Below are 21,313 nucleotides of genomic sequence, written 5' to 3'. Positions count from 1 at the left end.
AGCCGCAGAGCATTCGGCGCGAGTTGGCCGTGCTCAGCCTGCTGATCCTCTTCGGAGTGCTCACCGTCGCCGTCCTGCTGCTGCCCGGCCTCACCCGCTGATCCCGCTTTCCGACTTGTCGATTCGCGGTGCGGTCGCGTGATCGAGGCGCGTGGCGACTCAGGCGTGTTGTTCGCCGAACCGGGCGCGCGGTGGCGGACCGTGGCCTACGGGCCCATTCTGTGCCTGATCATTTTCATCCTCGAATTGGTGACCGGTAGTTCCGTGCACTGGTTCGCCCTCCTTTTCTGCGGCTCGCTGATCGCGATATTCGTTGTGCTGCAAGTGATTGCGGGACGACGGCACGTCAGTGTCGAACTCACCGACACCGCATTGCGAGAAGGCACCGAAACGCTGCCGCTCACTTCCATCGCCGCCGTGCTCCCCGAACGCGACGACGACTCCTGGGACGACGAGGATTGGGAGTCGGCGCGAGCATTGGGTGAGCTGAGCGGCGTGCCCCGGCGACGCACCGGCATCGGGTTGCGGTTGTCCGACGGCACTCTGGTGCAGGCTTGGGCGAAGGACCATCGGGCGCTACGGGCCGCATTGAGCACGGCCATCGGTCAGCCACCCAGGTCCGATGACCTCGAAGCGGAAGCGAGCGAGACCGCGTCGGCCGACGCGACCGAAGTGGCGGGCAAGGACAGCGAGAACGGAGCGGACCGTTGAAGGGTTGGATAACGCTGACCGCCGTCGAACTCGGCTTGGTCGTGCTCGGGCTCGTCGCCGCGGTACTGAGCTGGCGCAACGGCATCCAGACCACCACCTTCGCTGCGATGGGCGAGGCGCCGGAATTCGTCGCGACCCGCTACGTCGCGCCCTGGTTGGTGCTCGCCACGGTGCTGTTCGCGATCGCAGGTGTGCTCGCCATCGATGCCGTCACCCGCGTGGTGCGCAGGCGACAGTCCCGCTGACCCGCCGCCGACACCGTTTCGGCCCGCGGATCGCGGGAACATCGAATCCATGGAAGCCACAGTCACTGTCAAGCGAACACTGCTCGGCGCGGCGGCCGTCGGCATGATCGGCGCCGCAACGGTGGCTCCGGCGGCCGCCGCACCCGCCGAAATGTCCCCGGCCCCACCGCCAGCGGCGGTTCCGGTGCTCATCCAAAGCGCGCCGCCACCGCTGTTGCACGCCCTACCCACCCCACTGGCCTGCCTGGTGACCACCGGCTTCGCCCTGTGGTGCATCGGCATTACCTAAGAGCTCGGAGAGGCGGGAGAGCCCCTGCGGCCGTTAGTATTTCGGCCGTCAGCTATATGTGTGTCGATGAAGGATTGGGTTTGATGAACCGGCTTGCTGTGAAAGTCTGTGCCGCACTGGCGTTTGCCGCCGCGATCGGAATCGGCGCCGGGCCAGCGGGTGCGAATCCCGGACTTCCGCTCGAGCCGGCGGGTGCCGTCGACGCACCGCTGAGCTCGGTCGACGCACCGGTTCTGGTGCCGGATTCCGGTTCCGCGGGCCCGTACAACGCGTTCATGTGCCACCTGCACACCATCTCGGCGCAGGTGCCCTGCATGTACGCCTGAGTGCGCTAGTTCCAGTTCTGGTACATGTCGAGCACGCGGCCGTTGCGGGTACCCGGGGCGTTCAGGTACAGGGTGATCGTCCCATCGGGATGGTTGGCCGCTTCCATGATCGCCTGCCGCAGCGACGCGTGCACGCCACCGTTCTCGTCCTTGTAGATGCCGGTGTCGGCCTTCAGACCGACACCGATCCGGTTGAGCGGTACGAACATGGTGATCACCGCCGGGATGGGTCCGTCGGCTACGACCCTGGTTTCCGCATGACTCAGTTGCAAGCCGATCCGGTCGGGCTGCACGACCGGATCAGCAGCGGCGGCCGAACCCGCGCCGAACGCGACGGCCGCGCCGACGAGCACCGTCGACACCGCAGCACTGAACATGGCAAACCGCATAGAGATCCTCCGGGGCAGATGAATGTTGACGCCCGAGATTACGCACCAGCAATCTTGCGGCGACCGAATACGGCGTAAACAGCGTCCCGGCGTGTTGCGGTCTGCGTCACCACCACTACACCCTGTCGTCGACCCGTTCCGATCGGGCTGAGACACTGGAGGTCGTGAGTTCTTCTCCGCGCGTGACCAGCGCATCGGTGCCGGTTTCCGCTCAGCTCTTCGACCGGGCGTGTTCGGCGATCCCGGGGGGTGTCAACTCTCCGGTGCGTGCCTTCAACTCCGTTGGCGGCACACCGCGATTCATCGCGTCCGCGCACGGTTACACCCTGGTCGACGCCGACGGCAACGAGTACGTCGACCTGGTGTGCTCGTGGGGCCCGATGATTCTCGGGCACGCGCACCCCGCGGTGGTCGACGCGGTGCAGCGGGCCGCGGTCGGCGGGCTGTCCTTCGGGGCGCCGACCGAGGCGGAGATCGAGTTGGCCGAGGCCATCATCGAACGCGTCGCGCCGGTGGACCGGGTGCGCCTGGTGAACTCGGGCACCGAGGCCACCATGAGCGCGGTCCGCCTGGCCCGCGGCTACACCGGGCGCGCCAAGATCATCAAATTTTCCGGCTGCTACCACGGTCACGTCGACGCGCTGCTCGCCGACGCTGGCTCCGGCGTCGCCACTCTTGGCCTGCCGACCTCGCCCGGCGTCACCGGCGCGCAGGCGGCCGACACCATCGTGCTGCCCTACAACGACCTCGACGCCGTCGCCGCCGCGTTCGCCGCCCACCCCGACGCGATCGCCTGTGTGATCACCGAGGCCGCGGCGGGCAATATGGGCGCGGTCGCGCCGCTGCCCGGCTTCAACGCGGGGCTACGGAAGCTGACCGCCGACAATGGCGCGCTGCTCATCATGGACGAGGTGATGACGGGTTTCCGCGTGAGCCGCGCGGGCTGGTTCGGTCGCGAGGGCGTCGCGGGCGACCTTTACACCTTCGGCAAGGTGATGAGCGGCGGCCTGCCCGCCGCCGCGTTCGGTGGCCGCACCGAGATCATGAATCACCTGGCCCCGCTCGGCCCGGTCTACCAAGCGGGCACGCTGTCCGGTAACCCGGTCGCGGTCGCCGCGGGCCTGGCCACGCTGCGCGCGGCCGACGACGCGGTGTACGCGGCGCTCGACCGCAACGCGCAACGGCTCGGCGCATTGTTCGGTGAATCGCTCAGTGCCGCAGGCGTTGCGCACCAGGTGCAATTCGCGGGCAATATGGTGAGCGTGTTCTTCGCCGAACGCCCGGTCACCGACTACGCCGCCGCCAAGGCGAGCCAGACCTGGCGCTACCCCGCGTTCTTCCACGCACTGCTGGACGGTGGCGTGTACGCGCCGCCGAGCGCCTTCGAGGCGTGGTTCGTCTCCGCGGCGCTCGACGAGGACGCATTCGACCGTATCGCCGCCGCCCTGCCCGCCGCCGCACACGCGGCCGCGGCCGCCACTCCCGAAGGATCCCGCGCGTGAGCTCCGATCACGATCAGCCCGATGCCGACAAGCGCGAGCTAGCACAGTCCGCCACCGACCCCGCCGACGTGGCGAGTACCGCCGATGCCGTCGAGCCGGGTATCGAGCCTGCCGCCGAGTCGGATGCTGTCGAGTCGAGTACCGAGTCCGCCGCGGCCGGGTCGGTCGCCGGGCTTGGTACCGCGCCGGTCGCCGATTCCCGCCCCGCGTCGGGTGCCGTCGAATCCGGTGTGGCCGGTTTGGGTGCCGCGCCGGTCGCGGATTCGGCTGCCGAGTCCACGGTGATCGATGCGGGCGCTCAATTCGCCGCCGCCGCATCGGGCGACAAGACCCCGTCGGACGAGGAAAACGCCAGTGCCGCAACGGGTTCGGCGTCCATGCCGAACGCCGCCAGCGCGGAACAGCGAGTGCACGATGCCGGCACCGCGCCCGTGGAGACGATCGTGCACGTGCTGCGGCACGGTGAGGTGCACAACCCGAACGGGATTCTCTACGGCAGGCTGCCCGGGTTCAGCCTGTCGGTGACCGGCCGGTCGCAGGCGGGCGCCGTCGCGCGCGCGCTGACCGATCACGACATCGCCGTGGTCATCGCCTCGCCGCTGCAGCGGGCCCAGGAGACCGCGGAACCCATTGCCACGCAACATCATCTGATCGTGCGAACCGATGAGAACCTGATCGAGGCGGGCAACACCTTCGAGGGTCTGCGGGTCTCCGTCGGTGACGGCGCGCTGCGCAAGCCACGACACTGGTGGAAGCTGCGCGATCCGTTCACCCCGTCCTGGGGCGAGCCGTACCTGCAGATCGCGCACCGGATGCTGGCCGCGGTGAACAAGGCACGCGTCGAGGCGGCCGGGCGCGAGGCGGTGCTGGTGTCGCATCAGCTGCCGGTCTGGACGCTGCGCCGGTTCCTGCAGGGGCAGCGGCTCTGGCACGACCCGCGGCAGCGGCAGTGCTCGCTCGCGTCGCTGACGTCGCTGGTCTACCAGGGCGACACTCTCGTCGACATCGTTTACTCCGAGCCCGCGGGTGGTTCGGACCCCTCGGTACACGGCGCATGAACTGGTCCACCCCGTCCGTCACACCGCCCGCCGCGCGCGCTGCCCGGCGGGTAGTTCCGGCTCTGCTGGCGTGCGTGGCATTGATCGCCGCGCTCGCCGGCTGCTCGAGCGGTAAGGACGCGGTGGCCTCCGGCGGCACCTTCGAATTCGTCTCACCCGGCGGCAAAACCGAGATCTTCTACGACCCGCCGAGCTCGCGCGGCACCATCGGCAAGCTGGCCGGACCCGATCTGATGACCACGGGCAAGACCGTCTCGGTGGCCGATTTCCCCGGCAAGGTCGTCGTCCTCAACCTGTGGGGCCAGTGGTGCGGTCCCTGCCGCGCCGAGGCGCCCGCGCTCGAAAAGGTCTACGCGGCAACGAAAGACAGCGGCGTCGCCTTCCTCGGCATCAACGTCCGTGACCCGCAGCAGGACAAGGCGCAGGACTTCGTCGTCGACAACAAGGTCGGCTACCCGTCCATCTATGACCCGTCCATGCGCACCCTGCTCGCACTCGGTGGCAATTTCCCGACCAGCGTCATTCCCACCACCCTGATCCTGGATCGTCAGCACCGCGTCGCCGCGGTGTTCCTGCGCTCGTTGCTGGCCGACGATCTGCAACCGATCGTTCAAAGAATCGCCTCGGAGGAAGCACAGTGAATCGCGATCGTCGTACCCGTACCCTGCGTGCCTGTCGCCCCCGGCAGGGTGCCCGCCGTATCGGCGGCGCCTGGGCCGTCGACGACCGATGGAAGGGCATTGCCACCGTGCCGCGCAGCGTCGCGGCGGACTCGCTGCTCGACTTCGCCGTGCTGTTCGACACCACGGAGGAGACGACCGAACAGCGCGTGGTGTTGCGCGGCGATGCCGAACCGGCCGAGGAGACGCCGGAGGGTGAGGGCGTGTGAGCCCCGTTCCAGCGGCGTCGCGGTTCCCGACCATGTCCCGCGTGACCACGGTGGCTGAGTGATGGTGCTTGCCGCCGTGGGGGATTCGTTCCAGCAGACGGCCGCCAGCGGACCGTTGCTGCTGGCGTTGGGGGCCTGCCTGCTGGCCGGACTGGTGTCGTTCGCTTCACCGTGTGTGGTGCCGCTGGTGCCGGGTTATCTGTCCTACCTCGCCGGGCTGGTCGGTGCCGAGGCGCCGCCCGCCACCGTCGCGCAAGCCCAAGGGGCCCAGTCGGGTTCGGTTGCCGTCGAGGCGGCCAAGCGCGACGCGCGTGCCGGACGGATGCGGGTGGCCGGTGCGGCGGGGCTTTTCGTCGCGGGATTCACCGTCGTGTTCGTGCTCGCCACCGCGACGGTTTTCGGCGTCATCCAGACCTTGAACGTGAATCGTGAACTGCTGCAACGCGTCGGCGGTGTGGTCACCATCCTGATGGGCCTGGTCTTCATCGGCCTGGTGCCCGCGTTGCAGCGCGACACCCGGATGGAACCGCGCAGGCTGACAAGCATCGCGGGCGCGCCGCTGCTCGGCGGCGTATTCGCGCTCGGCTGGACGCCATGCCTTGGCCCGACGCTGTCCGGCGTGATGGCGGTGGCCGCCGGCACCGACGGGACCACCGCGGTGCGCGGGGTGGCGCTCATCGTCGCCTACTGCCTCGGTCTCGGTCTGCCGTTCGTGATCCTGGCGTTCGGGTCCGCCAGCGCGTTGCGCGGTGTCGGCTGGCTGCGCCGCAATTCGCGAACCATTCAGGTCGTCGGGGGCATGCTGCTCGTCGCGGTCGGCATCGCGCTGGTCACCGGGATGTGGGACCAGTTCGTCAGCTGGGTGCGCGACGCGTTCGTTTCCGAGGTGACGTTGCCGATATGACCATGACAGACCAACCGGTGAGCGAACCAGTGTCACCGCCGCGGCAATCGCCGCTCGGCCGCCTCGTGGCGTTCGTCCGCAATACCTGGCGCGGGCTGACCAGCATGCGCACCGCGCTGGTGCTGTTGTTCCTGCTCGCGTTGGGCGCGATTCCCGGCGCGCTGCTGCCGCAGCGAAATCTCAACGAGCAGAAGGTCGCCCAATACATTGCCGACCGGCCGACGCTCGGTCCGTGGATGGACCGGTTCGAGCTGTTCGACGTGTTCGCCAGCTTCTGGTTCACGGCCATCTATGTGCTGCTGTTCATTTCGCTGGTCGGCTGCATTCTGCCGCGCACGGTCGACCACTATCGCGCGTTACGCACCCCGCCCGTGCGGGCGCCGCGCAACCTGACCCGGCTGCCGCACCACTACTCCGGCGCCGCCGAGCAGACGCCGGATGATGTCATCACACAGGTGCGTAACGAGTTGCGCGGCTGGCGAACCGAGGTCAGACCCGGCACTCGCGACGGTGAAATCACCCTCGCCGCGGAGAAGGGCTACACCCGCGAACTCGGCAACCTCGTCTTCCACCTCGCCCTGGTCGGACTGTTGATCGCCATCGCGGTCGGCAAGCTGTTCGGCTACGAGGGCAGCGTCATCGTCATCGCGAACAACGGTCCCGGTTTCTGCACCACCTCGCCCGCCGTCTTCGACTCGTTCAAGGCGGGCAATGTCAACGACGGCACCGGCATGGCGCCGATCTGCGTGCGGGTCAAGGACTTCAAGGCCGACTACCTGTCCAACGGCCAAGCCGAGATGTTCACCTCGAATATCGAATACCAGTCCGGCGACGATCTGCAGAGCAACACCTGGCGGGCCACCCAGATCCAGGTGAACCATCCGTTGCGGGTCGCGGGGGATCGCATCTATCTGCAGGGCCACGGTTTCGCGCCGAAGTTCACCGTCACCTTCCCGAACGGACAGACTCGCACCGAGTCGATCCAGTGGCGGCCGGACGACGCGATGACCTTCCTGTCCAGCGGGGTGCTGCGGATCGACCCGCCCGGCGGCATGTACGCCACCGACGAGGAACGCCGCAAGAACCAGATCGCCATCGAGGGGCTGTTCGCGCCGACCGCGCTGTTCCACGGCACCCTGATGACTTCGGCGTTTCCCGAGATGAACGATCCGGCCGTCGCCGTCGACATCTACCGTGGCGATACCGGATTGGACACCGGCAAGCCGCAGTCGCTGTTCGCGCTCGACCCCGAGCAGGTCAAGCAGGGGCGACTGAGCAAGGAGGCCAGGGTGAACCTGCGCCCCGGCGAGTCGACCAGCCTGCCCAACGGCACCAAGGTGACCTTCGACGGTGCAGAGGAATTCGTGAACCTGCAGGTGTCGCACGATCCGGCCCAGCAGTGGGTGCTGATCAGCGCGGTGACCATGATGGCGGGTCTGCTGGTCTCGTTGCTGGTGAAGCGCCGCCGGATCTGGGTCCGGGTCTATCCCGACGAGGACCGAGCCGGTACGTTGGGCAAACGACGCACCGTAGTAGAAATGGGCGGGCTTGCGCGGACCGATCAAGCGGGCTGGGGCAGCGAGTTCGACCGGCTACGCGCGCGCCTGCTCGACGCGCGGCCCGACTCGGCGGCCGCCGCGAAGACCACGGGAGAGTAGAGATGCCGATCAACGAGACCATCGCGCGCTACAGCGATTTCTCGTTCAAGACCGCGATCGTGGTCTACGCGCTGGTGCTGGTGCTGCTGATCTGGCAGTACGCCACCGCGCGCAGCCGTCAGGTCGCCGAGCGTGAACTCGTGTCCGTCGGTGGGCCGGGCAACGATCCCGCGCTGCCCGGTCGCGTCGTCGGTCCGCCGGAGAAGTCGCTGTCCGAGCGCCTCGGCAACATGGCGTTCTCGGTGCTCGTCGTGGCCGTCGTCCTGCACATCGCCTCGATCGTGCTGCGTGGCTTCGCGACGCACCGTTTTCCGCTCGGCAACATGTACGAGTTCGTCACCATGGCGACCGCCGCCGCGGTCCTGATGGGCGCGCTCTTCCTGCGCGAGCAGCGCTACCGGTCGATGTGGGTGTTCCTGCTCGTCCCGGTCCTGATCCTGCTGTTCCTCGCGGGCACCATCCTCTACGCCGACGCGGCCCCCGTGGTTCCGGCCCTGAAGTCGTTCTGGCTCCCGATCCACGTCACCATCGTCAGCATCGGCAGCGGCGTCTTCCTCTTCGCCGGTGTCTCGAGCCTGTTGTTCCTCTTCCGCCTCCGCCAGCCCGAAGGCCAAGAGTCCACCAACGTCCTCGGCACCATCGCCCGCCGCCTGCCCGACGCCCGCACCCTCGACCGCCTCGCCTACAAGGCCACCATCATCGGCTTCCCCCTCTTCGGCGCTGGCGTCATCCTCGGCGCCATTTGGGCCGAAGCCGCCTGGGGCCGCTTCTGGGGCTGGGACCCCAAGGAAACCTGCTCCTTCATCGCCTGGGTCCTCTACGCCGCCTACCTGCACGCCCGCGCCACCTCGGGTTGGCGCGACACCAAGGCGGCCTGGATCAACGTCGCCGGTTTCGTAGCCATGCTGTTCAACCTCTTCATCATCAACATGGTGATCAGCGGCCTGCACAGCTACGCCGGGCTCAACTGAGCGGACTGGTTGGTCGCGCAGCGTCACAACCTGGCGACGCAGACGACGAATTGGCGTTGGTGGTAGACGATTCCGCGGTCGCCTGAGGTGCAGGCGTTGACGTCGGTGGTGGCTTGTTTGATTTCGACCACCTTGACCGCGTCGGGAACACCGCGGACGGTGCAGTCGATGCGCTTCGGTTGGTGCGGAACCAGTTCCATGCAGCCGTCTACGATCCAATCGATGTCCAGGCAGAGTGCGGTTCCGGTGTGGTTGTGGGTGTGGTCGGCGTCGCTGGGGCACTGGCTGTTCGCCTGCGTTTTCTCGATGATCCGGTAGGTGGAATTCGCGCTGCCGCAGGCGGTTTTCCCGATGACGGTGTGCTCGCCGGTGCCGTGCAGTTCCACACACTCGCCCACATGAACCGGGAGGACGGCGGCGGATTTATTGACGGCGCCGCGAACGGCGGAGCTGGGCGGCGGCGGTGTCGTCGTCGCCAGGAGTTGGGGTTCCTCGGTCACCGAGGGCGGTATCGACGTGGTTGCCGCGCTGCCGGTCTCGTCGGCACGTCCCTGTCCGTTGGCGGTGGACTCCTCGGGCGGATTCAGCGACAGGGCGACCGCGCCGACCACGGCCGTCGCCAGTGCCGTTCCGATTACGAAGACCGACAGGGTTATTGCTGCACGTTTGCGTGGGCTGGGCACGAAAGGTCCTCCATGGCGGTAACGCTTCGACCCCGCCCCCACCCGGGTTCGAAGTTTGAAACTTGCACTTTGCAGCTCACGCAATGCTTACACCATGCGACGCCTGCCCGTCGAGCCTTTGCCCTGCAACACGTTCCGGGCGCACGGGCGCGTCATCAGCGCTGGTCCAGGTCGTTTGACTAGGTCACAATTGGACAACGATGACCGGCGGGACTCTTACCAATTGTCCTGTTGGGCAACAAGCTACGTGTCGCTGTACACGTCATCTGGCTGTCCGAGCCGGACGTCCCGTGAGAAGGAAATGCTGAATGAAGTTCGGCCTGTTCGCCGCCACCACCGTGCTTGCCGTCGCCGCGGTAGGAATAGCTGCGGGGACTGTCCATGCCCAGACGTCGGCCCCCGATGAGCCGTCGACGTCCGGCGTCGAGCAGGGAATCGGGTACCGCACCGTGTTGACCGACAACGCCGGAGTGATCACCACGGCCGTCGAGGGCGGCACCTTCGCGCTGGCCGACAACGGCGCGGCGGTCGCGCTGACCTCCGCCGCGGGTGCCGTCGTCGCCCGAGTTCCACTGACCTACGAGGTTTCCGGCAGCAGGCTGTCGGTTGCGCACCAGATCAGCGACAACGGGCGAGAACTCGTGCTCACGCCGAAAGCCGATGCCGAGGCGATCGGCGAGATGCAGCCCATCAGCTCGATGGCCCGGCTGATCGCCGAGCTGAACAAGAACGTCGTCGGCGTGGTCGCGGGCGGCCTGCTCGGCGGCCTGCTCGGCAGCCTGGTCGGCCTCGGCTTCTTCAGCATCCTCACCGGCCCCATCGGCCTGGTCGTCGGCGCGATCGCCGGCGGCTACCTCACCGGCGGCCAGTCATTCCTGGACGCGATGACCGCGGTCGTCAACGGTGAGCCGTGAGATCGCCGGAAAGTTAGTGGCGCATATCACGTGACTGTCGGCGTGCCGTTGGGAGAAACGCCGTGTCTTGTCTACATGCGAGGCGCTGATCCGGCGCACACAGGTTTGAGGGGACGGGCTCTTGGATTCCGAAGACTTCACCTATCTCCCGGATGCGGTAATCGATGCGGACGGGAGTTTGGTCGAGCAGTTGAACAATGGCGCGTTGCGCAAGCTGGTGCGCACGGCCGCCGGCCTCTCGATGGAGGCGCAGCACTATTTGGCGGTGCTCGCCAATCGGCTGCGCGCGAGCGAGGGATTGCACGCGCGTAACTATGCCGATGGCGAGAAGTAATGCGATGGAGGGGATCCGGGCCGGGCGCTCAGCGCTCGGTGCTGCCGGAATCTCCATCGCGATGCTGGCGGGATAGCCGCCAGAGGAACTCGGGGTCGTCGTCCGGCCCGAGGACTCGCTTGCGTTGCGGTGGACGCGTGTGGGGGGCGCTCGGTCCGGCCGACTTCTCGGGGCCGAACGCTTTCCAGCACAGCACCGCGACTGCCACTACCGCGATGAGTGCCAACAGGTACGTCACGTCGCTCACCTCCTGATTACGAGGGTAGTCCCGTGCGTCGCTGCGGCACACCGCGGACGCGAAATCTGTCCCCGGGTGGGCGCGGGCCCCGGCACGATGGGCCCGCGCGTCCCGTGGTCAGCGTGCGGTGGCCTCAGTGGTGAGAGACCTGAGCAGCTGAAGTACTTCTGATTCGCGGAACCGGCGATGCCCGCCCGGTGTGCGCAACGACCCGAGACGACCGGCATGAGCCCAGCGGGTGACGGTCTTCGGATCGACGTGGAACATGGCAGCAACCTGCCCTGGTGTCAGCAGGGTGTCCTGGCCGCCGACGGTGATCGCACTCATAGCAAACCTCTCCGTTCTCGACAGTTCCCTCATCAGATGGCGTCATCGTTGCACTGAAACCCCTAGGTACTCGAACCACCTACTGTTGGTAAAGGGGAAGTAATAGACAAAACGGATACGCTCGCGACCTCGGCGACAGGCGCGAGCCGAGGGCGGGCAACAGCTTCGCATAGGCTGAGCGACGTGAGTGACGCAACTCCACCAGATGGTGTTCCAGGACAGCAAACCGCTGGCGCGGGCCGTCGGCTCGCCCGCGATCTGGCGCTGTACACCCTGGCCAGGCTGGCCCTGGTCGTGGTGATCACCGTGCTGATCGTGCTGGTGGCCCGGCTGGTCTCGGTGGATATCCCGTTGGTGGTCGCCGCGCTGTTCGCGCTGATCATCGCGATGCCGCTGTCGCTGACGCTGTTCAAGCGGTTGCGCACGCGGGTCAACGAGGACATCGCGGTGGTCGACGAGCGCCGCCGCCGCGACAAGGCCCAGTTGCGGGCCCGGCTGCGCGGCGAGACGCCGGAGGACAACCAGGGGGCGTCCTCGTGAAGTCCTGTGATCGCAGCTCGCCACGCGACTGGGTCGACAACGCGGTGCGGCTGATCGACGCCGACGCGCAGCGCAGTGCCGATACCCATCTGCTGCGGTACCCGCTGCCTGCCGCGTGGAATATCGAGCTGTATCTGAAGGACGAATCCACCCATATCACCGGCAGTCTCAAGCACCGGCTGGCCAGATCCCTTTTCCTGTACGCGATTTGCAACGGCTGGGTCACCGAGGGCACCACCGTGGTGGAGGCGTCGTCCGGTTCGACGGCGGTCAGCGAGGCGTATTTCGCGAAACTGCTCGGCCTGGATTTCGTCGCGGTGATGCCAGCGAGCACCTCGCCGCAAAAGATCGCGCTGATCGAAGCACAAGGTGGCCGTTGCCATTTCGTGCAGCGTCCGCCCGACATGTACACCGAGGCGGCCCGGCTGGCCGCCGAATGCGGCGGCCACTACATGGATCAGTTCACCCATGCCGAGCGTGCCACCGACTGGCGCGGCAACAACAACATCGCCGAATCTATTTACCAGCAAATGGCTTTGGAGTCGCACCCGGTGCCGGACTGGATCGTGGTCGGTGCGGGTACCGGCGGCACCAGTGCCACCATCGGCCGCTACATCCGATATCGCAGGCACGCAACGAGATTGGCCGTGGTCGATCCGGAGAATTCGGCCTTCTACGGTGGTTATGAGACCGGTGACGCAGGCTATGAGACCGGAATGTCTTCGCGCATCGAGGGTATCGGCAGGCCGCGGGTGGAGCCCTCGTTCGTCGGCGAAGTGGTCGACCGGATGCTCGAGGTGCCCGACGCGGGCTCGATCGCGGCGGCGCGCTACGCCAGCCGGGTGCTCGGCCGCCGGGTCGGCGGCTCGACCGGCACCAACCTGTGGGGCGTGTTCGCCATCATCTCCGAAATGCTCGCGGCAGGCCGTGGCGGCAGCGTGGTCACTCTGCTGTGTGACGGCGGAGACCGTTATGCCGGAACGTATTTCGACGACGCGTGGGTCGAATCGCAGGGCATGAGCTTGGCCGAACCGACCGCGATCCTGGACAAGTTCGCCGCCACCGGCATCTGGGCTGGCTGAACCCGCTCGACGACATCGGCCTGCGCCGGACGGCGCGGTGCCGCCGCACTTCTCCGACAGCGAACGCTCGTCAATTTTGATTGACATCGCCCGTCGCGTCAATCAAAATTGACGGCATGACTGAAGCAACCACTCTGGCGGCCGCCGCGGGCAGTCCCGACCCCAAGGTCGGGCTGCGCGCGGTGCTCGCACTGCGGCGGCTGCTCGAACGTCTCGAGGCGATCCAGGTGGCCAATGCCCGTGCCCAGGGCTGGTCCTGGCAGGCGATCGCCGAGGCGCTCGAGGTCAGCAAGCAGGCAGCCCACCAGAAGCACAATCGGAAAGGCGGGGACCGCTGATGTTCGAACGGTTCACCAGATCAGCGCGGACGGCCGTCGTGATGGCTCAGGAAGACGCGCGGGAATTGCGGTCGCCCAACATCGAGGTGGAGCATGTGCTGCTCGGCCTGTTGTCGCAGAGCGAGCCGGAACTGAAGGCGCTACTGGCCGAGGCGGGTATCACCCATGACGGGGTGATGAGCGCGCTGGCCGCGCGCGGGAAGTTCGAACCGCTGGGGGAGGAGGACGCCGCGGCGCTGCGTTCGATCGGCATCGATCTCGATGCCGTGCGGGAATCCCTGGAGGCCAACTTCGGCGAGGACGCACTCGACCGCGCGGTACCGCCGGAGCGGCGTGGGCTGTTCGGCTGGGGCAGCGGCGGCAATCTCGGGCATATCCCGTTCACCAAGGAGGCCAAGAAGGTGCTCGAGCTGTCCCTGCGGGAAGCACTCGCCCGCAAGGACAAGGCCATCGAATCCGCGCACGTGCTGCTCGGCATCCTGCGCGCACCCAATCAGACCACCGAGCGCCTGCTCGGCGGCTCGGATTCGATCCAGGACATCCGGTCCAAGGTGCTCGCCCTGCTCGACCGCGCAGCCTGAAGTGATGGACAGGTGTCGGCGCGATTCGCGTTTCGAGTCGGCACATGTCCACCCGACAGCATGACGGGCGCAGCCGGACGAAGTCCGTCGTCAGCCGCGTCGGGCCGAGCGTAGGCGAGGCACTCGCCTTAGCATGAGCGCATGCAGCTTCTGATTCGGTTGATCATCAACGCCGTGGCCATCTGGCTGGCCGCCGCCTGGGTCGACAAGATCGACATCATCAGTCCGGCGGAGAACGGCAACGGCGGCAAGATTCTCGTCCTGCTCGCCGTCGCCGTGGTGTTCACCGTGGTGAACGCGCTGGTCAAACCGATCGTCAAGCTGCTGTCGCTGCCGCTGGTGATCGTCACGCTCGGCCTGTTCCTGCTGGTGATCAACGCGCTCATGCTGTGGCTGACCGCGAAGATCACCGAGACCACCGACTACGGCCTGCGCGTCGACGGCTTCTGGGCCGCGGTGATCGGCGGCCTGATCGTCTCGATCGTGAACTGGATTTTCGGCATCCTGGTACCTGACAACGACTAAGCGAACCCGACGGCCAGCGCGGTCAGGGCCGACCAGACCAGCAGGGCGAGGCCGGAGTCGCGCAGGGCGGGAATAAGTTCCAGGCCGCCCTTGCCGGAGCGGACCGGCGCGTTCGCGCGCACGGCCAGCGGGATCGCGAGCAGGCCGACCAGCGCCCATGGGGTGCGGGCGATCAGGGCCAGCGTGGCGAGGAACGGCACGGCGAGCAGCGCCAGATGCAGGGTGCGGGTGCGCGGATCGCCGAGTTTGACTGCGAGGGTGACCTTTCCGGACTGGGTATCGGTCGGGATATCGCGCAGGTTGTTCGCGACGAGCACCGCGCTGGAGAACGCGCCGACCGAGACCGCGAGCAGCGCACCGACCCAGTCGATCCGCTCGGCCTGGACGAACTGGGTGCCGAGCACGCCGACCAAGCCGAAGAACACGAAGACCGCGATCTCACCGAATCCGCTGTAGCCGTAAGGCTTGCTGCCGCCGGTGTAGAACCAGGCCCCGGCCAGGCAGGCCGCGCCGACGAGCAGCAGCCACCAGGCCGTGGTCGCGGCCAGGATCAGCCCGATGATCGCGGCGAGGACGAGGCTGGCGATGGCGGCATTCTTCACGGCGGCGGGCGAGGCCAGCTGCTGCCCGACCAGCCGCACCGGGCCGACCCGCACGTCGTCGGTGCCGCGGATGCCGTCGGAGTAGTCGTTGGCGAAGTTGACGCCGACGATCAAGGCCAGCGAAACCAGGAGCGCGAGAACGGCTTTCCACCACACCGCGCCGTCGAGCGAGGCGGCGGCGCCGGTTCCGGCCAGCACGGGGGCGATTGCGTTCGGCAGGGTGCGTGGACGCGCGCCCTCGATCCATTGCGCTGCAGTAGCCATCCCCGCAGCTTAATCGGCGTGGGTGTTTCGGGCTGTTCGGGCCGCTCAGGCCGCGCCCGCCTCGGCGACGGCCTTCAGCCGGGCCAGCCCTTTCTCGAAGTCCTTGCCGACCATCCGATCCATCGGGATCACCTTCGAGAGCACGCGCATCAATCCCCGCTGCTCGCCGGTCATCCGCCAGACCACCTGGGTGGCGCCGGACTCGGTCGGATTCAGCTCGAACAGGACCTGGTTGGTGGCCTTCCACGGCTTCTCGAAGGTCAGCCGGATGCCGATCTCGCGGTCGGCGCTCGTGACGATCGCCATGTTTCCGCTGCCGACCTTCCGGTCGCCGTGCCAGGCGTACTCGGCGCCGACCCCGGAGTCCGGCCCCGAGTAGGTGCGCTGCAACTGTGGATCGATGTCCTCCCACGGTGACCACTTGGTCCACTCGTGCAAGTCGTCGATCAACCCGTGAATCCGCGACGGCTCGGCCGAGATCACGGCCTGCCGGACCACTTCGAACTCAGCCATGCCGACAGCGTAGGTGACAGACCACCGGAAATGGGGCGAAAAGCCAGGTCGGCCCGGTCCCTGCCGCTCGCATACGATGGCCGCGGAATGTTGTCGGATCAGAGCGGCCCGCATGGGCGCGGTCAAGTGTTGCGGACGCCCGCAGGCGAACCGGTCGTGGTTGCCCTGCTGGGCGAGATCGCGCTGCGTCGAGACGGCGTGCTGGCCGCGCTGCCGGGGGCCCGCTCGCGCTTGCTGCTCGCCGCCTTGGCGATGCGGCCCGGCCGTAGTCGCAGCGCGCAGTCGCTCATCGACGACGTGTGGGGGGAGCAGCCGCCGCGGGCGCCGATGAACGCGCTGCACACCCAGGTGTCCCGGCTGCGTTCCCTGTTGCCGGACGGTGCGCTGGAGATCGGCCCGGCCGGCTACCGCTTGACGTTGCGTGCCGACCGAGTCGACTTGTCACTCGCCGCCGAACTGGTGGGTCGGGCTCGCGAATACGGTGCTGCCGGTGACCATGCGGCCTGTCTCGACACCATTGCGCACGCCCGCGCGTTGTGGCGCGGCGAGCCCGGCGCCGATCTGCCGCCCGGGGAGGTCGCCGACGCGCTGCACGCCGTGGCGTCGAGCCGACTCGCCGAATTGGACGCGCTCGAACTGGCGGCGCGCGAGTCGAACGGCGATATCGACGGGGCGCTGCGGATCGCCCGGCGCCGGGCCGATGCCGATCCGCTTGACGAACCCGCGCAGCTCGCGCTGATGCGGCTGCTCGCCGCCGCTGGCCGCCCCAATGAGGCGCTGACCTCCTTCGCGGCCTTCCGGGAACTACTCGCCGAGCGCCTCGGTGCGGATCCTGGACCGGCGCTGGTCGAGTTGAATACAGCGATCCTGCGTGGCGAACCATTGGGCCGCAACAACTCTGGCGGCAACGCGTTGGGCGGCAACAACTTTGCCGCACCCGGAGCCGGGGCGGCAGCGGCTGCGCAAACGCTCGGCGCGGCAAGGCTTTCGAACAATGGCGGCTCCGCAGCGCCCGACGCCGCCCCGGAGTTCGCCTTGCCCGCGGCGATCGGGCTGCGGGCGGCGCCCAACGTATTGCTCGGCCGCGAGGACGATTTGGCCGCGCTCGACCGATTGCTGCACGTCTCACGGGTGACCACGGTGCTCGGCCCCGGCGGTTCCGGAAAGACCCGGATCGCCAACGAACTCGGCACCCGAGTGGCTGACACCCGGCGGGTGGTGCTGGTCGAACTGGCGTCGGTCCGCGCCGACGGGGCCGAAGCCAGGATCGAGATCGAGGCCGCGATCAGTGCGGCGCTCGGTTTGAGCGATGTCGGGTACGGCACCACCCCGTTGCGCAACCGGGTCGACGCCCGCCAACGCCTGCGCGAAGCCGTGGCGGCCCGCCCGATGCTGCTGATCCTGGACAACTGTGAGCACCTGATCGACGCCGTCGCCGTGCTGGTCGCCGACCTGATCGGCGTCGCGGATCGGCTGACCGTGCTGACCACAAGCCGGGCCCCGCTGATGATCACCGCCGAAACCGTGTACCCGTTGCCGCCGTTGACCATTGACCCGGCCGGATCGCCTGCGACCGAGTTGTTCGCGGCGCGCGCCATGGCGGTGCGTCCCGGTGTCCGGCTCGATCCCGAGATCGTCGCCCAGCTGTGCCGCACCCTGGACGGTCTGCCCCTGGCCATCGAACTGGCCGCCGCGCGAGCCCGGGTGATGAGCGTCGAGGAGATCAACCTGCGCCTGACGGATCGGTTCGCGCTGCTGCGCCACGGTGATCGCAGTTCGCCGGAACGCCACCGGACCTTGCACGCGGTGATCGATTGGAGCTGGCACCTGCTGGACGACGCCCAGCAGCGGGCGTTGCGCCGATTATGCCGTTTCCCAGCGGGTTTCACGCTGTCGGCCGCCGAGCAGGTCGCGAGCGGACCCGAGATCGACGACGTGGCCACGGCCGTCGACGGTTTGGTGAACCAATCGCTGCTCACCCTGCTCGATGACGAGGTCCTCGGCACCCGGTACCGGATGCTGGAAACGGTGCGGGAATACGGCGAAGAACAGCTGTCCCGCAGCCCGGCCGAGGCCGACCTGGTGATCGAGCGAATGATGGCGTGGGCCAAGGATTATGCCACCGACGCCGCACAACGCTACTTCACCGGCGACCAGATGGAGCTGGCGCTGTCGGTGGGCACGGAGCTCGACAATCTGCTTGCGGCACTGCGTTATGCGCTCGATCGCCGGGACGCGTTGACCGCGTACACGGTGTTCCCGGTGGTCTCCATGCTGTGGGTGCTGCGCGGTTCGCACATGGAGGTGGTCGGCTGGGCCCCGCGGGTCGCCGCCCTCCACCCGCCCCTGACCGGCCCGGACGCGCCCGACCCCGACCTGGTGCTGATGAGCTATCAGACGATGTTCATGCACCTGGCCTATAGCAATGGCGGCGTGCGTGACCTCGCGCGAGTGCGGTCGCGGGTGCGCCGACTGCTGCGCAGCCGGGCCGATATCACCCAGAACAATCGTTTTGTCGCCGGGCTCGTGCTGACCCGGCCGGACGGCCGGGGCCTGTCCCGGTTGATCGCACACGCCGTCCGATCCGACGACCCCGAAACCCACGCCACCGCATTACTGTTGCGCGCGAACTTACGGGAGAACCTCGGTGACCTGCGTGGCTCGATGGCGGACGCGGTCCGCGCGCTGGACACCTTCGGACGGGACAATGTGTGGACTGCGGCCATGGTGTGCAGGCATCTGGGCCAGGTGTACGGCCAGGTCGCCGAGTACCCGAAAGCGGTGGCGTACTACCGCCGTTCGCTCGGCCTGCTGCAGTGCTTGGGGGCCTACGAGGACACCGTGGAGACCCGCGCGTTGTTGGTCGCGGCGCTGGTCGGCAACGGCGAGCAGGAACAGGCAAGGCACGAATTGGATCTCGCGCTCGGTTCGGCCGAAGTCGACGGCCCGGTCGATGGGCACAATCAGTTGCTCGCCACGGTGCTGCACAGCGCCGCCGAGGTGGCGCTCGCCGAGGGCGATATCGAGGGTGGTTTCGCCCGCTACCAGCGGGCTTTGGAACTGTCCGGCTGGCCGGGGATCGAAGTGAATCCAGGGCCGGGGATTCTCATGCTCGGCGCGTCGGTGTTGGCCGCCCGGGTGCTGTACGGCGCGGCGGATACCACGGACGAGCTCGTCGATCAAATTGTCGATGGCGCGGCGCCGATGCTGGCGCAGCATCGAGATCTGCCACAGATCGGTGCGATCGCCTGCACGGTCGGCTCGTATCTGGTTGTCACCGAACGTGATCCGGTGCGTGGCCTGGAGCTGGTGGCGTTGGCGCCGAATGTCTTCTGCCGCCAGGACTTTCCGTCGATGCGCTGGTCGCGGCACGCCGACCTGGTCGGTCAGGTGCTCGGCGCGGACCGGGTGGCGGCGGCCAGGACCGCGGCGAACCGATTGCGCCGGCGGGATTCCGCCGAACGGATCATGCGGCTGCTGCGGGAGTGGCAAGAGGCGCGCTGAGCTGACCGGCCGGAACGCCGGTCGACCCGTGGTCGACCGGCGTTGCGTTGTGCCTCATCTGGTTTCGGTTCTACGCGCGACGCATGTACGCACGCAGCGCCAGCGGGGCGAAAATGGCGATCACGATCAGCGAGCCGATCAGCGAGTAGGCCAGGTCGCTACCGTAGACGTTGCCGTTCATCAGCTGCTGGCACGCATTCACCATGTAGTAGATGGGGTTTGCGTGGTTGACGCCCTGCAGCCAGCCCGGCATGGTGCTCACCGGTGCCAACGCACCCGACATGAAGGTCAGCGGGAACATGATCATCATCGACATGCCTTGCACGCCCGCGGCGCTCTTACCCGTCACGCCGATGAGCGCCCAGATCCAGCTGATCGCGAACGAGCAGACGATGATCACCAGTCCGGCGACCACGACACCGGCGAATCCGCCGCCGGGCCGGTAGCCGAGACCGAGTCCGACGATCACCGTGAGGACCGTGGCGATGACGTAACGGACCATATCGGCGATCAGCGCCCCGGCCAGCGCCGAAATACGCGCGATGGGCAGGGATTTGAACCGGTCGAAGACGCCCTTGTCCATGTCCTCGCGCAACTGCGTTCCGGTGACCACCGAACTCAGGATCACCGTCTGCACCAGGATGCCGGGGATGAGAATGGGCAGGTAGTCGTGCACGCTGCCCTTCATCGCGCCGCCGAAGATGAATGCGAACAACGCGGTGAACAGAATCGGCTGGACAGTGACATCGAACAACTGCTCGGGGTTGTGCTTGAGCTTCAGCAGCCCGCGATGGGCCATGGTCAACGAGGTCGACACGGCTCGGCGCAAGCTGATGTGATTGCTGACATCCGGGATCTTTGCCGGTGCGGCGTGCCGCGCCGGGGTGGGGGCGGTGAGGGTCGTCATGCGGCGCTCCGTTCGGAATCGTTGTCGGTGTTGTCCTCGGCCGGATGGCCGGTGATGGTGAGGAAGACCTCGTCCAGGCTCGGCTTGCTGACGGTGATCTCGTCCACCGCGATCTCCCACTCGCGCAGGCGAATCAGCAGATCGGCGGTCATCCCGGCGTCGCGCAGCGGCGCGGTGAGCCGACCGGCTTCCGGGGTGATCTTGGCGTCGGTGCCGAGGAAGTCGCTCACGATGCGTCGCGCCTCGTCGAGCTGAACCCGGTCGGCCAGGGTCAGGTGCACCGAGGAACCGCCGACCGAGGCCTTGAGCTCGTCGGCGGTGCCGTCGGCGATCACCCGGCCGTGGTCGATCACCGCGATGCGGTCGGCCAACTGATCGGCTTCGTCGAGGTACTGCGTGGTGAGCAGCACGGTGGTGCCGTCCCGGACCAGCCTGCGGATGGTCTCCCACATCTGGGCCCGGGTACGCGGGTCGAGACCGGTGGTCGGCTCGTCCAGGAACAGCAGCGGCGGCGTCGCGATCAGGCTGGCGGCCAGGTCGAGCCTGCGCCGCATGCCGCCGGAGAAGTTCTTGAGCGGCTTGGTCGCCGCTTCGAGCAGATCGAACTCGTCGAGCAGTTCGACCGCCTTGCGGCGGGCATCGGCATGGCTGAAGCCGAGCAAGCGGGAGAACAGGATCAGATTCTCGGTGGCGGACAGGCCCTCGTCGACCGAGGCGTACTGCCCGGTGACGCCGACCAGCGACCGTACGGCGGTCGGTTCGGTGACCACATCGTGGCCGAAGATGCGGGCACTGCCGCCGTCCAGGCGAAGCAGTGTGGCCAGCATCTTGATGGTCGTGGTCTTGCCCGCGCCGTTCGGCCCGAGCACGCCGTACACCGAACCCCGCGGTACCGCCAGGCTCACCCCGTCGACTGCCCGCTGTTTTCCGAAGATCTTGACCAAGCCGTCCGCCTCGACGGCGAGCGCTGCAGTGGGTGCGAAAGAAGTCATGGTCAAGACTCTGCGGCCGCCGTCTTG

Annotated in this window: 27 protein-coding genes; 19 read left to right on the top strand and 8 right to left on the bottom strand. The window is 67.6% G+C overall.

Annotation, left to right across the window (positions count from 1 at the left end):
- Positions 1-138: 138 nt before the first annotated feature.
- The 4 genes from KV110_RS37970 to KV110_RS37955 all read left to right on the top strand — a co-directional run bounded on the left by KV110_RS37970 (position 139) and on the right by KV110_RS37955 (position 1,571).
- Positions 139-711, top strand: coding sequence for a hypothetical protein (locus KV110_RS37970; RefSeq protein WP_343224148.1), 573 nt, complete (start codon positions 139-141; stop codon positions 709-711).
- The gene (locus tag KV110_RS37965) at positions 708-956 is read left to right on the top strand and encodes a hypothetical protein (RefSeq protein WP_218471928.1); all 249 of its coding nucleotides are present in this window, start codon (positions 708-710) and stop codon (positions 954-956) included. Before KV110_RS37970 ends, KV110_RS37965 begins: the two co-directional genes overlap by 4 nt.
- Before the next feature lie 49 nt (positions 957-1,005).
- On the top strand, positions 1,006-1,245 hold the full coding sequence (locus KV110_RS37960; RefSeq protein WP_218471927.1) for a hypothetical protein: 240 nt from the start codon (positions 1,006-1,008) through the stop codon (positions 1,243-1,245).
- A gap of 83 nt (positions 1,246-1,328) precedes the next feature.
- The gene (locus tag KV110_RS37955; protein ID WP_218471926.1) at positions 1,329-1,571 is read left to right on the top strand and encodes a hypothetical protein; all 243 of its coding nucleotides are present in this window, start codon (positions 1,329-1,331) and stop codon (positions 1,569-1,571) included.
- Between the two features lie 5 nt (positions 1,572-1,576).
- On the opposite strand, the gene KV110_RS37950 is transcribed toward KV110_RS37955, so the two are convergent.
- Positions 1,577-1,960 (bottom strand): hypothetical protein, encoded by a 384-nt coding sequence (locus tag KV110_RS37950; protein ID WP_246634212.1) that lies wholly within the window; start codon positions 1,958-1,960, stop codon positions 1,577-1,579.
- Between the two features lie 164 nt (positions 1,961-2,124).
- Here KV110_RS37950 and hemL point away from each other — a divergent pair, with 164 nt between their 5' ends.
- The 7 genes from hemL (at position 2,125) to ccsB (ending at position 8,942) form a co-directional block, all read left to right on the top strand.
- Positions 2,125-3,462, top strand: coding sequence for a glutamate-1-semialdehyde 2,1-aminomutase (gene hemL, locus KV110_RS37945; RefSeq protein ID WP_218471925.1), 1,338 nt, complete (start codon positions 2,125-2,127; stop codon positions 3,460-3,462).
- Between the two features lie 377 nt (positions 3,463-3,839).
- On the top strand, positions 3,840-4,520 hold the full coding sequence (locus tag KV110_RS37940) for a histidine phosphatase family protein (RefSeq protein WP_218479391.1): 681 nt from the start codon (positions 3,840-3,842) through the stop codon (positions 4,518-4,520).
- A complete protein-coding gene (locus tag KV110_RS37935) occupies positions 4,517-5,161 on the top strand; it encodes a TlpA disulfide reductase family protein (protein ID WP_246634211.1) in 645 nt (214 codons plus the stop codon). Before KV110_RS37940 ends, KV110_RS37935 begins: the two co-directional genes overlap by 4 nt.
- Positions 5,158-5,409 (top strand): hypothetical protein, encoded by a 252-nt coding sequence (locus KV110_RS37930; RefSeq protein ID WP_218471924.1) that lies wholly within the window; start codon positions 5,158-5,160, stop codon positions 5,407-5,409. The genes KV110_RS37935 and KV110_RS37930 overlap by 4 nt, the downstream gene beginning before the upstream one ends.
- A gap of 61 nt (positions 5,410-5,470) precedes the next feature.
- Entirely contained in the window at positions 5,471-6,313 is an 843-nt protein-coding gene (locus KV110_RS37925; RefSeq protein ID WP_218479387.1) for a cytochrome c biogenesis CcdA family protein, read from the top strand.
- Complete coding sequence (gene resB, locus KV110_RS37920) at positions 6,310-7,971, top strand: cytochrome c biogenesis protein ResB (protein ID WP_218471923.1); 1,662 nt, start codon at positions 6,310-6,312, stop codon at positions 7,969-7,971. The genes KV110_RS37925 and resB overlap by 4 nt, the downstream gene beginning before the upstream one ends.
- 2 nt (positions 7,972-7,973) lie before the next feature.
- A complete protein-coding gene (gene ccsB / locus KV110_RS37915; protein WP_218471922.1) occupies positions 7,974-8,942 on the top strand; it encodes a c-type cytochrome biogenesis protein CcsB in 969 nt (322 codons plus the stop codon).
- Between the two features lie 23 nt (positions 8,943-8,965).
- Here the strand turns inward: ccsB and lppU are convergent, their stop codons facing one another.
- Positions 8,966-9,625: an LppU family putative lipoprotein gene (gene lppU, locus KV110_RS37910; RefSeq protein ID WP_218471921.1), complete on the bottom strand. Its 660-nt coding sequence runs from the start codon at positions 9,623-9,625 to the stop codon at positions 8,966-8,968.
- A 308-nt stretch (positions 9,626-9,933) separates the two neighbouring features.
- Between lppU and KV110_RS37905 the strand changes: the two genes are divergently transcribed.
- Together KV110_RS37905 and KV110_RS37900 are read left to right on the top strand one after the other, a co-directional pair.
- A complete protein-coding gene (locus KV110_RS37905) occupies positions 9,934-10,539 on the top strand; it encodes a DUF8020 domain-containing protein (protein ID WP_218471920.1) in 606 nt (201 codons plus the stop codon).
- Between the two features lie 121 nt (positions 10,540-10,660).
- A complete protein-coding gene (locus KV110_RS37900; protein WP_218471919.1) occupies positions 10,661-10,873 on the top strand; it encodes a hypothetical protein in 213 nt (70 codons plus the stop codon).
- 28 nt (positions 10,874-10,901) lie between these two features.
- On the opposite strand, the gene KV110_RS37895 is transcribed toward KV110_RS37900, so the two are convergent.
- Both KV110_RS37895 and KV110_RS37890 read right to left on the bottom strand, forming a co-directional pair.
- Positions 10,902-11,111: a hypothetical protein gene (locus KV110_RS37895; RefSeq protein ID WP_218471918.1), complete on the bottom strand. Its 210-nt coding sequence runs from the start codon at positions 11,109-11,111 to the stop codon at positions 10,902-10,904.
- Positions 11,112-11,228: 117 nt separating this feature from the next.
- Entirely contained in the window at positions 11,229-11,438 is a 210-nt protein-coding gene (locus tag KV110_RS37890) for a BldC family transcriptional regulator (protein WP_218471917.1), read from the bottom strand.
- A 183-nt stretch (positions 11,439-11,621) separates the two neighbouring features.
- Here KV110_RS37890 and KV110_RS37885 point away from each other — a divergent pair, with 183 nt between their 5' ends.
- The 5 genes from KV110_RS37885 to KV110_RS37865 all read left to right on the top strand — a co-directional run bounded on the left by KV110_RS37885 (position 11,622) and on the right by KV110_RS37865 (position 14,504).
- On the top strand, positions 11,622-11,978 hold the full coding sequence (locus KV110_RS37885) for a DUF4229 domain-containing protein (protein ID WP_218471916.1): 357 nt from the start codon (positions 11,622-11,624) through the stop codon (positions 11,976-11,978).
- Positions 11,975-13,060, top strand: a complete 1,086-nt coding sequence (gene cds1 / locus KV110_RS37880; RefSeq protein WP_218471915.1) for an L-cysteine desulfhydrase Cds1 — start codon at positions 11,975-11,977, stop codon at positions 13,058-13,060. The genes KV110_RS37885 and cds1 overlap by 4 nt, the downstream gene beginning before the upstream one ends.
- Before the next feature lie 116 nt (positions 13,061-13,176).
- Positions 13,177-13,398: a helix-turn-helix domain-containing protein gene (locus tag KV110_RS37875; RefSeq protein WP_218471914.1), complete on the top strand. Its 222-nt coding sequence runs from the start codon at positions 13,177-13,179 to the stop codon at positions 13,396-13,398.
- Complete coding sequence (locus tag KV110_RS37870; RefSeq protein ID WP_218471913.1) at positions 13,398-13,979, top strand: Clp protease N-terminal domain-containing protein; 582 nt, start codon at positions 13,398-13,400, stop codon at positions 13,977-13,979. The genes KV110_RS37875 and KV110_RS37870 overlap by 1 nt, the downstream gene beginning before the upstream one ends.
- 141 nt (positions 13,980-14,120) lie before the next feature.
- The gene (locus KV110_RS37865; protein WP_218471912.1) at positions 14,121-14,504 is read left to right on the top strand and encodes a phage holin family protein; all 384 of its coding nucleotides are present in this window, start codon (positions 14,121-14,123) and stop codon (positions 14,502-14,504) included.
- Here the strand turns inward: KV110_RS37865 and KV110_RS37860 are convergent.
- Together KV110_RS37860 and KV110_RS37855 are read right to left on the bottom strand one after the other, a co-directional pair.
- Entirely contained in the window at positions 14,501-15,370 is an 870-nt protein-coding gene (locus KV110_RS37860) for a 1,4-dihydroxy-2-naphthoate polyprenyltransferase (RefSeq protein ID WP_218471911.1), read from the bottom strand. The two genes, KV110_RS37865 and KV110_RS37860, sit on opposite strands and share 4 nt — an antisense overlap.
- Before the next feature lie 45 nt (positions 15,371-15,415).
- The gene (locus tag KV110_RS37855; RefSeq protein WP_218471910.1) at positions 15,416-15,883 is read right to left on the bottom strand and encodes an SRPBCC family protein; all 468 of its coding nucleotides are present in this window, start codon (positions 15,881-15,883) and stop codon (positions 15,416-15,418) included.
- An 87-nt stretch (positions 15,884-15,970) separates the two neighbouring features.
- Between KV110_RS37855 and KV110_RS37850 the strand changes: the two genes are divergently transcribed.
- A complete protein-coding gene (locus KV110_RS37850; RefSeq protein ID WP_218471909.1) occupies positions 15,971-19,387 on the top strand; it encodes an AfsR/SARP family transcriptional regulator in 3,417 nt (1,138 codons plus the stop codon).
- 70 nt (positions 19,388-19,457) lie between these two features.
- Here the strand turns inward: KV110_RS37850 and KV110_RS37845 are convergent, their stop codons facing one another.
- Positions 19,458-20,294, bottom strand: coding sequence for an ABC transporter permease (locus KV110_RS37845; protein ID WP_218471908.1), 837 nt, complete (start codon positions 20,292-20,294; stop codon positions 19,458-19,460).
- Positions 20,291-21,286, bottom strand: a complete 996-nt coding sequence (locus tag KV110_RS37840) for an ATP-binding cassette domain-containing protein (RefSeq protein ID WP_218471907.1) — start codon at positions 21,284-21,286, stop codon at positions 20,291-20,293. Before KV110_RS37840 ends, KV110_RS37845 begins: the two co-directional genes overlap by 4 nt.
- Between the last annotated feature and the right edge of the window lie 27 nt (positions 21,287-21,313).

Origin of the sequence: Nocardia iowensis, from assembly GCF_019222765.1 — a bacterium.
GTDB classification, from domain to species: domain Bacteria; phylum Actinomycetota; class Actinomycetes; order Mycobacteriales; family Mycobacteriaceae; genus Nocardia; species Nocardia iowensis.
The sequence above is the reverse complement of the archived record's forward strand: the minus strand, read 5'-3'. Positions and strand labels throughout refer to the sequence as shown.